This window comes from Nocardiopsis rhodophaea (assembly GCF_039530945.1).
GTDB classification, from domain to species: Bacteria; Actinomycetota; Actinomycetes; order Streptosporangiales; family Streptosporangiaceae; genus Nocardiopsis_C; species Nocardiopsis_C rhodophaea.
Genome location: NZ_BAAAPC010000004.1, coordinates 264,577 through 276,787 on the forward strand (window position 1 = coordinate 264,577; position 12,211 = coordinate 276,787).

General features: G+C 70.1%; 11 protein-coding genes. 4 read left to right on the forward strand and 7 right to left on the reverse strand.

Translation table 11 applies throughout. The features are described 5' to 3' along the window. Positions 1–85 precede the first annotated feature (85 nt). Positions 86–1,531, forward strand: coding sequence for a protoporphyrinogen oxidase (hemG, locus tag ABD259_RS06375; RefSeq protein WP_344100104.1), 1,446 nt, complete (start codon positions 86–88; stop codon positions 1,529–1,531). 210 nt (positions 1,532–1,741) lie between these two features. Beyond that, complete coding sequence (hemQ, locus tag ABD259_RS06380) at positions 1,742–2,383, forward strand: hydrogen peroxide-dependent heme synthase (protein ID WP_412759343.1); 642 nt, start codon at positions 1,742–1,744, stop codon at positions 2,381–2,383. A 148-nt stretch (positions 2,384–2,531) separates the two neighbouring features. Here hemQ and ABD259_RS06385 read toward each other — a convergent pair whose 3' ends face one another. The 3 genes from ABD259_RS06385 to msrB all read right to left on the reverse strand — a co-directional run bounded on the left by ABD259_RS06385 (position 2,532) and on the right by msrB (position 4,580). Further along, positions 2,532–3,377, reverse strand: a complete 846-nt coding sequence (locus tag ABD259_RS06385; RefSeq protein WP_412759339.1) for a CDP-alcohol phosphatidyltransferase family protein — start codon at positions 3,375–3,377, stop codon at positions 2,532–2,534. Next, entirely contained in the window at positions 3,364–4,017 is a 654-nt protein-coding gene (locus ABD259_RS06390; protein ID WP_344100108.1) for a phosphatidylserine decarboxylase, read from the reverse strand. Before ABD259_RS06390 ends, ABD259_RS06385 begins: the two co-directional genes overlap by 14 nt. A 140-nt stretch (positions 4,018–4,157) precedes the next feature. Further along, positions 4,158–4,580 (reverse strand): peptide-methionine (R)-S-oxide reductase MsrB, encoded by a 423-nt coding sequence (msrB, locus tag ABD259_RS06395; RefSeq protein WP_344100110.1) that lies wholly within the window; start codon positions 4,578–4,580, stop codon positions 4,158–4,160. Positions 4,581–4,986: 406 nt separating this feature from the next. On the opposite strand from msrB, the gene ABD259_RS06400 reads away from it, so the two are divergent. After that, on the forward strand, positions 4,987–5,316 hold the full coding sequence (locus tag ABD259_RS06400) for a hypothetical protein (protein WP_344100112.1): 330 nt from the start codon (positions 4,987–4,989) through the stop codon (positions 5,314–5,316). Positions 5,317–5,612: 296 nt separating this feature from the next. Here ABD259_RS06400 and ABD259_RS06405 read toward each other — a convergent pair whose 3' ends face one another. The 4 genes from ABD259_RS06405 to ABD259_RS06420 all read right to left on the reverse strand — a co-directional run bounded on the left by ABD259_RS06405 (position 5,613) and on the right by ABD259_RS06420 (position 11,502). Then, positions 5,613–6,371, reverse strand: coding sequence for a GntR family transcriptional regulator (locus tag ABD259_RS06405; RefSeq protein ID WP_344100114.1), 759 nt, complete (start codon positions 6,369–6,371; stop codon positions 5,613–5,615). A gap of 279 nt (positions 6,372–6,650) precedes the next feature. Next, complete coding sequence (locus tag ABD259_RS06410) at positions 6,651–7,412, reverse strand: pyrimidine reductase family protein (protein ID WP_344100116.1); 762 nt, start codon at positions 7,410–7,412, stop codon at positions 6,651–6,653. Between the two features lie 106 nt (positions 7,413–7,518). Further along, on the reverse strand, positions 7,519–9,660 hold the full coding sequence (glgX, locus tag ABD259_RS06415; protein ID WP_344100118.1) for a glycogen debranching protein GlgX: 2,142 nt from the start codon (positions 9,658–9,660) through the stop codon (positions 7,519–7,521). A 204-nt stretch (positions 9,661–9,864) separates the two neighbouring features. Continuing rightward, complete coding sequence (locus ABD259_RS06420) at positions 9,865–11,502, reverse strand: acyl-CoA dehydrogenase family protein (protein WP_344100121.1); 1,638 nt, start codon at positions 11,500–11,502, stop codon at positions 9,865–9,867. Between the two features lie 210 nt (positions 11,503–11,712). Here ABD259_RS06420 and ABD259_RS06425 point away from each other — a divergent pair, with 210 nt between their 5' ends. Further along, positions 11,713–12,186 carry a MarR family winged helix-turn-helix transcriptional regulator gene (locus ABD259_RS06425; protein WP_344160789.1) on the forward strand — a complete coding sequence of 158 codons (474 nt, stop codon included), beginning with the start codon at positions 11,713–11,715 and terminating at the stop codon, positions 12,184–12,186. The last annotated feature ends 25 nt before the right edge of the window (positions 12,187–12,211 follow it).

Below are 12,211 nucleotides of genomic sequence, written 5' to 3' on the forward strand. Positions count from 1 at the left end.
ACCCCGTCAGCACCGCGCTTGCCGCGGCGCCGCGTCGCCCGGGGCCGGGTAACACTGGCGGTGACGATCTGGAAAGCTGGGTTCCATGCAGAGGAAACCGCACGTCGTCGTGGTCGGTGGCGGAATCACCGGGCTGACCGCCGCCTACCGGCTCACCCGTGCCGGGGCCAGCGTCACCGTGCTGGAGTCCGCCCCGCGGGTGGGTGGCAAGCTCGCCGCCTCGCAGGTGGCCGGAGTCCCGGTGGACGCGGGCGCGGAATCGGTGCTGCGTCGGCGCCCCGAGGCCCTGGCGCTCATCTCCGACCTGGGCTTGGACGACCGGGTGACCTCACCCGCCCCCGCTCCGGCGAGCATCTACTCGCGCGGACGGCTGCGGGCCTTCCCCGAAGGCCAGATGATGGGGGTTCCCGGTGATCTCGCCGCGCTCGCGCGCAGCGGGGTGCTGTCGTGGCCGGGGACGCTCCGTGCGGCGGCCGACCTCCTCCTTCCGCGCACGCCGGTGGACGACGACGTGCCGGTCGCCGGGTACATCGGTCGCCGGATGGGTGGCGAGGTCGTCGACCGGCTGGTGGAGCCCCTCCTCGGCGGCGTGTACGCGGGCCGCGCCGATCAGCTCTCGCTGCGTGCCACCCTCCCGCAGATCGAGCAGCTCGCCCACGGCGAGCGCTCCCTCGCCCGAGCCGTGCGCGCCGCCAAGGCGAAGCAGGCGGCCGCGCCGGGCGGCTCCGGGCCGGTCTTCGCCACCCTGCGCGGCGGCCTGGCCGTCCTCATCGACGCCCTCGCCGAGCAGAGCGGAGCTGGGATCATCACCTCGTGCCCCGTGAGCGAACTGCGCCGCGACGGCTCCTCCTGGACGGTGACCGCAGGCTTAGAGGAGGCGCCCCGCGAGGTCGCGGCCGACGGCGTCGTGCTCGCCTGCCCGGCCCCGGCCGCCGCCCGCATTCTCGACCCCCTCGTTCCGACCGCCGCTCGCGAACTGGCCGCGGTCGACTATGCGAGCATGGCCATCGTCACCCTCGCCTACCCCACCTCCGCTTTCCCCCGGCCACCCGAGGGCAGCGGGTTCCTCGTGCCGGGCCGGGAGGGGCGCACGATCAAGGCCGCGACCTTCAGCAGCGTCAAGTGGCCGTGGCTGGGCGAGGCCCTGCGCGCCGCCCACCCCGACACCGAGACGGTGCTGCTGCGCACCTCGATCGGTCGCTTCGGCGAGGAGGAGGCGCTGCGGCGCGACGACGCGGAGCTGATAGCGCTGGCCACCGCCGACCTCGCCGACATCTGCGGCGTGAGCGGCACCCCGCTCGACCAGCGGGTGACCCGCTGGGAGGCCGGGCTGCCGCAGTACGTCACGGGCCACCTCGACCGCGTCGAGCGCGCCCGCGCCGCACTCGCGGACCATCCAGGGCTGGTGCTCTGCGGGGCCGCCTACGACGGCGTGGGCATCCCCGCCTGCGTCGGGGGCGCCGAGTCGGCGGCGCGCGCGCTGGCCGCGCACCTGGCCGATGGCCGCCGCTCGCCCCAGCACGCGGAGTAGAACCGAGCAAACCGAACACCCGGCCCACGGCGCGCCCGGTGCCACCGAGCACGCCACGCCGACCGCATGGCCGGGTCCAGCGCACCCGCTGGACCCGGCCACCGAAGCCAACCGATCGACCGACGACGTATCAAGGGAGTGCACGTGACTACGGGCCAGCCCGCCACCCCAGAGGCGGCAGAGGAACTCAACAAGCTCATCCGCTACACCATGTGGTCGGTGTTCAAGACCGGCGACCTGGCCGGCATCGACCGTGTGGCCGCTACCGAGGAGCTGTCGGCGCTGATCGACGGCGCGGCCGAGAAGGGAGTCGCCACCCGGGGCGCCTACGACGTCCAGGGTTTCCGCGCCGACGCCGACATCATGTTCTGGTGGATCGCCGACACACCCGAGGCGGTCCAGGAGATGTACTCCGCGTTTCGCCGCACCCGGTTGGGCCGCGTCAGCGAGCCGGTCTGGTCGGTCGTCGGCATCCACCGCCCGGCCGAGTTCAACCGCGCCCACATCCCGGCGTTCCTCGCGGGGGAGGAGCCGCACGACTACATCTGCGTCTACCCCTTCGTCCGCTCCTACGAGTGGTACCTGCTGCCCGACGAGGAGCGCCGCGCCATGCTCGCCGAGCACGGCCGAATGGCGGCGGGCTACAAGGATGTGCGCGCCAACACCGTCTCCACCTTCGCCCTCAGCGACTACGAGTGGATGCTCGCGTTCGAGGCCGACGAGCTGCACCGCATCGTCGACCTGATGCGCCACCTGCGCGGCGCGGAGGCGCGTCGGCACACGCGGCTGGAGGTGCCGTTCTACACCGGCCGCCGCAAGAGCGTCGCCGAGCTGGTCGAGGCGTTGGCCTGACAGCGGCGCGGTAATGGTCTGAACGCGATGCCCTCCCCCGGCGGCCTGGACCTGTCCTGACCGTCCCTGGGAGGGGCCGTGAGGCCGCGAAGGGGTCCATCCCGGCCTGGATGGACCCCTTCGATGTTTTCTGCCCTCAGCGGCCGCCTCAGCCTTCCCGAGGGGTGGGCGGGGCCGGTGTCGGAAGCGCGTCGGCCGTGCCGTCGTCACTGCCGCCGCGACGCGTCATGACCACGTAGAACGGGATCGCCAGCATCAGCAGCAGGACGAGGCTGGAGCCGGAGTACAGGAGGGTGTCTCCGGCCGGGGCGTCGATGGCCCACGCCGCCAGGCAGGCCACGCTGCCCAGCATCCAGGCCAGCACGGCGTAGGCGAGGCGCCCGCGCGGCTTAGGGTATTCGATGCGGCTGACCATCAGCCACGCCACCGCGAGAACCGCAGCGGTCCCGACGAGCACGGGCGGGTCGAGCAGCACGATGGTGACGACGGCCATCGCGCCGAACGGGCCGGGCAGCCCGCTGAAGCTCGTGGCGCCGGGGGACTGGCAGGAGAACCGGGCCAGCCGGACCACGACCGCCAGCAGCACGGCCGCCGCCGCGGCGACGGGCGCCGGACCGCCGTTGCCGCCGAGCGTGCCCCAGGAGACCACGAAGAACGCCGGGGCGAAGCCGAAGCTGATCACGTCGGCGAGGTTGTCCAGTTCGGCGCCCATGCCGCTGCCGCCGAAGCGGCGCGCGACGCGCCCGTCGAACAGGTCGAAGGCGGCGGCCGCGAGCAGCAGGATGACGGCCGTCGCGATGGCGTCGCGCTGGAGGGGCACCGACGCCGCGGCCGCGTAGTGGGCGGCCGCGGCGAGCTGCCACACCGCCATGAATCCGCACAGCGCGTTGCCGAGTGTGAAGTAGTCGGCCATCGCCAGGCGGAGGCTCGGAACCGCGTCCTCCGACCCCACGGTCGCGGTGCCGGGGGCGAGATGGCCCTTAGTCGTGATCAAGGCGCGTTTCACCCGCCCGGACCTTTTGCCCGATCGCGACCGATGGGGATATACCGGCCGGGAGGTAGACGTCGACCCGGGAACCGAACCGGATGAGGCCGATCCTCTCGCCCTGTTCGACCTTCTGGCCCTCAGTGAAATACGGGACGATACGCCGGACCATCGCGCCGGCGATTTGGACGACCGTGATCTCACCGATCTCGGTTTCGAAGGTCCAGATGAGGCGTTCATTGCGCTCGCTGTCCTTGTCAAATGCGGGACGGAAGCCCCCGGGTCGGTGTTCGACGCGCTTGATCACGCCCGCCAGAGGCGCACGGTTGACGTGCACGTTGAGCGGGTTCATGAAGACCGCGATCCGGGTCCGGCCGTCCGGCTGGGGATCGATACTCTGGACGACCCCGTCGGCTGAGGAGAGGACTCGCCCGTCGGCCGGACCGCGGTCCGGGTCACGGAAGAACCACGCCATCCCGGCTACCAGTCCGACCGCGGGCACCGATAGTGCGCGGCCGACGCGTGTTCTGCGGCCGGCCAGAACGGTGGCACCGGCGATCGCGCATGCGGGCACGAGCCAGGGCGCAGAGCCTTTGGCCATCCGGATACCCGGCCTGGCAGGAACATCGGGATGTGAGTCGTGGGTCATCGAGAGCTTTCGTCGGAGTGTTGTTGGTGGATCCCCAGTGCCCGTTGGGGACCGTTGCGATCCACAGCGGGGTCCGCAGTGCGCCGGGACGGCTCCGGAACTGGGGGATTTCGGTCGGCGGAACCCGCTGAATGAGGATGCTATTGCACCGAGTCGTCCGCCTCTAGTGTGAGAGCGACCGAGTTGATGCAGTAGCGGTCATCGGTGGGGGTGGCGTAGCCCTCACCGTGGAACACGTGACCGAGGTGGGAATCACAGCGTGAGCAACGGACCTCGGTACGTATCATGCCAAGGCTCCGATCCTCATGCAGCGTTACCGCGGAGCTGTCCGAAGGATCATAGAAACTCGGCCACCCGCAGTGCGAGTCGAACTTCGTTGTGGAGCGGAAGAGCTCGGCGCCGCAGGCGCGGCACCGGTAGATGCCGACCGCCGTTGTCCCGACGTATTCGCCGCTCCACGGCCGCTCCGTCGCCCCTTCGCGCAGCACGGCATAGGCCTCAGGGTCCAACCGCTGGCGCCATTGCTCCTCGTCCTGGGGGATCGGAGCCGTCGATTCGTCCATGGTAAAGACGCTACCTCCCCTGCGGCGACCATTCTCGCCCCTCGTCCGCCGCCTTCCCGCCCGGACGTGGTGCGCGCCACCCGCAGTTCGGCCGCCCAGTCGTCACCCTCGGTAACAACGAGCGAACGCCGGTCGCGTGACGCACTGCATCTCCTCCGCGACGGTGAGGGGCCAGTCAACCGTTCGCATTGGATAAATGTCGTTTTCTTCACGCCTGGTGAGTTCGCGAAAAATCTTACCGGGTAGGCATTTGACAGGGTCTCATGGGTAGCCGGGAGAACTGACCATGCTCGTTTCGTATCGACAACCGTTGGGAGTGGGATACCGGCAACAGCCTTTGCACGTGGGCTGGACGCGCTACCTCCGCCTCTGGTTGGACCACCACGCAGATCACCTACGAGAGGAAATGCGGCCCGGTTGGCGGACGCTGACCGGAGCCGCGGCAGAAATTCGCTGGGTCACCGTACTGACCGTCACGGACGCGGCGGCCCGCATAGAACGGGTCCGACCGGACCCGTGGCCGGACAGCAAACTCCTCACCGCGCTGACAGTGACCGCGTTTAGCGCGGTTTCGCTGGCCACCGTTCTGGGGTTCTCCCTGTCGGAATGGTGGGCGGACACCTCCAACGATGTCCTGCCCGCCGCGGCCGGCGCGCTGGTCGTCGGACTGGCGCTGCTCGCGCTGAGCTTCCTGGTCTTCGCCTCGGGGCGACGAGGCCGGGCAGAGGAGCGTTGACAACGGAATTCGGGGGGAGGGGAACACGTCGGCCCTGGGCTCGCATCAGCGGGCCGGGGCCGTCCTCCCCGGCCCGCCGTTAGCGGCCCCTTACTCGCGGTGCCGGAGAGCCTTCGATCGGGGCCCGGGAGGGTTCTCTAGAGAACCCGCACCCCTATCACGACACGGAACCTCCCGCGCGTCAACCGCTTTCCCGTCGAATGTCGGTGTTCCGTTGCAATTTCATAGGAGCAATGGATTGTGCAGGGGAACGGCCCGGTGCTGCCAGCAGCGGAACGCGTTCTCGTTTCCGCAGGTCAAGCGTCGAAGTCGTACTGCAGCACGTAGGCGGACCCGTCCAGGGTCATTTCATTGAGCTCGATGGCGCGGTGGTCCTCCGTCAATGCGGTGCGCAGCACTTCCAGAACGGGGGTTCCGGCCGTCAGCCGCAGATCGCGCGCTTCGACGGGGGTCGGCATCCGCACGCGGATCTCCTCGGTGAAGTGGGCGGGGGCGTGGCCCAGCTCGGCCAGCCGGGCGTAGATGCCGCCCGGACCGGTGTCGACCTGCGTCACCGCCGTTCCCGCTACCAGTTCGACCGGCAGGTAGGACGTCGCGAGCTGCATGGGTCGGCCCTCCAACCGGTAGCGGCGTCGGCGCCGGACGACGCGCGCGCCCTCGGCGAGGCCGAGGGCGCGGATCACGTGGTCCGGGGCGGGATCCTCGCTCACCTCGATGTTGTCGGTCTCGAACCCCCGATCGGCCGCGTCGGCCTGCCAGATGGACCGGCCGCTGCCCCACAGCTCGCGGGACAGGCGGCGCGGACCGTGTCGGCGCAGTGGGCGAAACGTTCGCACGTAGATGCCCGATCCGCGGATCGGGACCACCAGACCCTCATTGATGAGCACCGACAGGGCCTGGCGTGCTGTGGCCCGGGCGACGCCGTACTGCTTCATCAGTTCGTTCTCGCCCGGGACGCGGTCGCCGTCGGAGAGCTGGCCGGAGGCGATGGCGGACCGCAACGCCTCGGCGATTTCCCGGTAGACCGGAGGGGAGTCGTTTTCGGACGTCGGCACTGAGTTCATCCTCTCGCCCGGAATGCGTGGTCATGCCGTTCGAGTCGTCCTTGTGGTCCTTATAGTCCTCATGGTCCTTGTTCGGACGTCTCCGGGCGGCACTTTGCTCAGAGAGGGGCGCATACCGGTTTGTTCCATGTTTATACCCCGTCCCGATTCACCCGGATCGCCGTCGAAGCTACACAGCCGGTATGTCCCGTTGCGGAAGGGTTTATGCGTGCACTGGGGGCATCCGGAACCGGCCACCCCCAGCGGAACTCGCGCCCCGGCGCGCGCCGGTCAGATGGCTGTGTAGCGGGCGAACAGCGCGCCGTCGGACTCCAGGAGGGATTCCAGGCGCAGGTCGCGCGGGTGCGAGGGGGCCTCTCCGGCCACGATGCGTGACGCCGCGGGACCGAGCAGGTGCGGGCTCACCGTCAGGCACAGCTCGTCCAGGAGCCCTTCGCCGGTGAATTCGGCCAGGAGGTGCGGACCGCCCTCGGTCAGGACGCGGAACAGCCCGCGCTCGGCCAGGGCCGCCAGGACCTGTTGCGGTCGGACCGAATCCTCTCCTGCCACCACAACATCGGCCATACCGGCGGCGACGCGGCGCCGTTCCTCGGGCGCGGACTCGGTCGTGAAGACGAGCGTGCGCGCGTCGCCGGGTGCCTCCGACAGCAGGTCAGGATGGAAGTCCAGGGTGCGGGTGACCACAGCGACGGGGGGCGTTGCGGGCCGTCCGGCGCGCAGTTCCTTCCACACCTCGCGCGGTCGGACGGGGCGATAGCCCTCGATACGGGCGGTCGCGGCCCCTGCGAGCACCACGTCGGCCAGGCCGCGCAGCACACCCATCACCGCGCGGTCCGCGCGCGAGGAGAGGTCGCGAGAACGCCCCGACGGTCCCCACGCCCCGCCGTCGGCGCTGGCGACCATGTTGGCGCGCAGCCACGGCCGCTCCAACACGGCGGGGTAGGCGTAGGCGGAGACGAGGTCGATGTCGAACTCGGGGTGCGGGAAGAGCGCCCGGAACAGGGGCGCGGTGTCGGCGTGAACGGAACCCATGGTGTCCGAGCGTAGACGGTGGACGCGGCGGCGCGGCGCACGCGCGGCGCGCGTCAGGACACGGACGGAGCCGATCGGGGGCGGGCGATCGCGCGGCTGACGGAGGTCACTCACCCCGCTGCGACGCGCCCGCGGAGGGACCCCGGTGCGAGACACGACGCAGCAGCACCAGCGCCCGCTCGACGAGCCGCACCGTCCCGGCGGCGGGCACGGGCGGGCGGTCGTTGACGTCGGGCTCGGCGGTATCGAGCGTGGTCTCCCACGCGATGCCGTACTCGGGGCCGGGCACGGTGAACTCCACCGGCTCGGGGCTGCCGTTGAGCAGAAGCAGGAAGGAGCTGTCGGTCACCGGCCGCCCGCGCGGATCGGGCTCGGTGATGGCGTCGCCGTTGAGGAAGACGCCCAGCACCCGCCCGCCCGAGCCCCAATCGTCCTCGGACATCAGCCCGCCGTCCGGGCGCAGCCAGGCGATGTCATGCAGATCGCCGTCGCGCGAGGGCGGACCCTTGAAGAACCGGCGGCGGCGGAAGACCGGGTGCTCGCGGCGCAGCCGGGCCAGGCGACGGACGTAGTCCAGCAGGTCGTCCTCGTCCTCCGCGCCCTTCCAGTCCACCCACGTGAGCTCGTTGTCCTGGCAGTAGGCGTTGTTGTTTCCGCCCTGTGTGCGCCCGACCTCGTCGCCGTGGGAGAGCATCACGACGCCTTGGGAGAGGAAGAGCGTGGCCAGGAAGTTGCGCACCTGGCGGCGGCGCAGGGTGACGATCGCGGGGTCCTCCGAGGGCCCCTCCACCCCGTGGTTCCACGACCGGTTGTCGTCGGTGCCGTCGCGGTTGTCCTCACCGTTGAGCTCGTTGTGCTTGCGGTCATAGGAGACGAGGTCGGCGAGCGTGAACCCGTCGTGGCAGGTGACGAAGTTAATCGAGGCCACAGGGCGGCGACCGTCGTTCTGGTAGAGGTCGCTGGAGCCGGCCAGTCGGGAGGCGAACTCGGGCACCACCGGCTGGCCGCGCCAGAAGTCGCGCACGGTGTCGCGGTACTTGCCGTTCCACTCGGTCCACAGTGGCGGGAAATTCCCCACCTGGTAACCGCCGGGGCCCACGTCCCACGGTTCGGCAATGAGCTTGACCTGGGAGATCACCGGGTCCTGCTGCACGATGTCGAAGAACGTGCTCAGCCGGTCGACGTCGTGGAACTCCCGCGCCAGCGCCGACGCGAGGTCGAAGCGGAAACCGTCGATGTGCATCTCGGCGGCCCAGTAGCGCAGGGAGTCCATGATGAGCTGCAGCGAGTGCGGGTGGCGCATGTTGAGGCTGTTGCCGCAGCCGGTGTAGTCGAGGTAGTAGCGCTTGTCGTCGTCGCGGACGCGGTAGTAGCTGAGGTTGTCGATGCCGCGCAGGGACAGCGTGGGCCCCATGTGATCGGCCTCGGCGGTGTGGTTGTAGACGACGTCCAGCAGCACCTCGATGCCGGCCGCGTGCAGCGACTTGACCATGGCCTTGAACTCCTGCACCTGCTGGCCGCGCGAGCCGTTGGCGGCGTAGCCGCTGTGCGGGGCGAGGAAGGCCAGGGTGTTGTAGCCCCAGTAGTTGGTCAGGCCGCGGGCGACGAGCGCGTGCTCGGGCAGGAAGTGGTGCACCGGCATGAGCTCGACGGCCGTCACGCCGAGCGAGGAGAGGTAGTCGACCATCGCGGGGTGGGCGAGGCCGGCGTAGGTGCCGCGCTGGTGCTCGGGGATCTCGGGGTGGCGCATCGTGAGGCCGCGCACGTGCGTCTCGTAGATGACGGTCTCGTGGTACGGGATGCGGGGGCGGCACTCGTTGCCCCAGTCGAAGAACGGACTCACCACCACGCATTTGGGAACATAGGGGGCGCTGTCGCGGGTGTTCTGTTTCGACGGGGCGTCGAAGTGGTAGCTGAACAGCGACTCGTGCCAGGTCACCGACCCGTCGATGGCCTTGGCGTAGGGGTCGGTCAGCAGCTTGGCGGGGTTGCAGCGCAGGCCGTGCTCGGGGGCGTAGGGGCCGTGCACGCGGTAGCCGTAGCGCTGCCCCGGGCCGATACCGGGCAGGTAGCCGTGCCAGACGAAACCGTCGTACTCGGTGAGCGGGATGCGGGTCTCTTCGTCGGCGTCGTCGAACAGGCAGAGTTCGACCTGGTCGGCGACCTCGGAGAAGAGGGAAAAGTTGGTACCCGTGCCGTCGTAGGTCGCACCCAGGGGGTAGGTGCTCCCGGGCCAGATCTCCATCATGGCCTCACAGGCCTCACACTCGGGCTCATCCCCACGCAGGTGGGGCTCGGAGTCCGGCCGGGATCCCGGGGCCGGACGTCACACCGCTGGACACCCCCATTGTGCACACTTCTACGGTCGAGGCCAGGGACCTGGCGCGCCGACGCGGCGGGGGCACCGCCCACCGCCGCGCCCCGCCCGCGTTTCTGCCTGCGGCGATGCGCGTCAACCCAGGGTGCGCGGCCGATTCCGGTCGATGAGGACGCGGGTGTCGGTGCCGCGGGGGAGGGTCCCGAAGACGTGGCCCCACTCGCCGCCCAGGCGGGAGGCGACAAAGGCGTCGGCGACCGGGGTGGGGGCGTGGCGGAGCAGGAGGGACGCCTGGAGGGTGAGCGCCATCAGCTCTACGACGCCGCGGGCGCGGAACTCGGCATCCTCCACATCACCCAGCTCAGACTGCAGCCGTTTGACGGCTGCGTCGTAGCGGGCGTCGGCGCCCTGCGCGCGGCCGAGCTCGGTCAGGAACGCTTCGACGGACTCGGGCTGCTTGGCCATGGCCCGCAGCACGTCCAGGGCGGCGACGTTGCCCGAGCCCTCCCAGATGGAGTTGAGCGGCGACTCGCGGAAGAGGCGCGGCATGCCGGACTCCTCCACGTATCCATTCCCGCCCAGGCACTCCAGGGTCTCCGCGGCGTGGGCGGGGAAGCGCTTGGTGACGTAGAACTTGCCGACGGCCACGGCCAGGCGGCGGAAGGCAGCCTCGGCCGCGTCGCCCCGGACGGCGCGGTCGGCGGCCCCGGCCAGGCGCATCATCAGCGTTGTCGCTGCCTCGGACTCCAGGGCGAGGTCGGCCAGGACGTTGCGCATCAGCGGCTGCTCAATCAGCGGCTTCCCAAAGGCCGCGCGCTCGCTGGCGTGGTGAACCGCCTGCATGAGGCCTGCGCGCATGCCAGCCGCTGACCCGATGACGCAGTCGAGGCGGGTGCCGTTGACCATCTCGATGATCGTGCGCACGCCCCGGCCGAGCTCACCGACCGGCCAGGCCAGGGCGCCGTCGTATTCCAGCTCGGCGGAGGCGTTGGAGCGGTTGCCGAGCTTGTCCTTGAGCCGCTGGATGTGGAGGGGGTTGCGCGTGCCGTCCTCTAGGACGCGCGGCACCAGAAAACAGGTCAGACCTTCCGGAGCTTGCGCAAGCGTCAGAAAAAGGTCGCCCATGGGTGCGGACGTAAACCACTTGTGCCCGGTCAGCCGGTACGAGCCAGCGGAGCTCGGAACAGCTCGGGTCGTATTGGCTCGGACATCGGACCCGCCCTGCTTCTCGGTCATCGACATTCCGGCGAGCAGTCCCCGCTTGCTCAGAGGTGGCCGCAGTCCGAAGTCATACGTACGCGCGTCCAGGAGCGGCTCGAACCGCGCCGCCAATTCGGGGGAGTGGCGCAGCGCGGGAACGGCCGCGTAGGTCATCGAGATGGGACACGCGTGCCCGCCCTCGACCTGCGACCACGCATAGAACTTCGCTGTTCGCGCGACGTGTGCCCCCGCGCGCTCATCGGCCCACGGCGCGGCGTGCAGCCCGTAGGACACCGCGGTCTCCATCAGCACGTGCCAGGAGGGGTGGAATTCGACCTCGTCGATCCGGTGCCCGTAGCGGTCGTGGGTGCGCAGCTGCGGCTCGTTGACGTTCGCCTGCTCTCCCCACGAGCGCGCCCGCGCGGTCCCCGCCAGCCGCCCCACCTCGTGCAGCTCGTCAGAGGCCCAGGCGGCGCCTTCGCGCTCCAGCCCTTCGGTAAGCGCGGCGTCGGCGGCGACGTCGAAGTCCTCCAATGGGGAGGACTGGTTGAACACCTCGTGAGTGGGGGGCATGGGGAGCGCCCTTTCTCTTCCGAACGCTATTCGGTTTCCGGGTGTCCTCAGCCTAGCGTGTGGCTCGGCAGTACCGCGCGAACGGGTCATGGCGCCATCCCCCCGAGGCGGCCCTTTCCGTGGGCGAGGGAGTGCGGACGGCGTCTCTCGGGGGCGGATGTCCGGCTATATGTATGTTGACATAGGTATGCTCTCATATATAATTCTCAAATGCCCGAAGCCGACGCGTCCGAGCAGGACACCAACCACGTAGCCGCCGAGCTCGTGGCCCTCCTACCCGCGCTGCACCGGGCTCTGGACCGGCGTCTCGCCCAGGACTTCCCGCACCCGAATCTTCCCGAGGGGCAGCGGGCGCTGCTGCGGCTCGTCGGCGACCGCGAGGGCCTCACCGTGCGCGAGGTGGCCGAGGCTCTGCAGATGAAACCGAACAACGTGAGTGCCCTGGTCTCCCAGCTGGGAAGCCAAGGACTGCTGGACCGCAGGCAGGACCCCGACGACAAGCGGGTCGCACATCTTCACCTGACGGACGAGGCCCGGCATCGGCTCGCGGCGGTCGACGGCCTCAGGAACGGCTACGTCATCGAGGCGCTGAGCGCCCTCAGCGACGGAGAGCGTGACGCCATCGGGTCAGCCCTGGGTGCCTTGCGAGAGCTTCAGCGGAACATCCAGTCCGCCGCGCGCTAACGGCGCGCCCGCGGTCGCCTGCCCA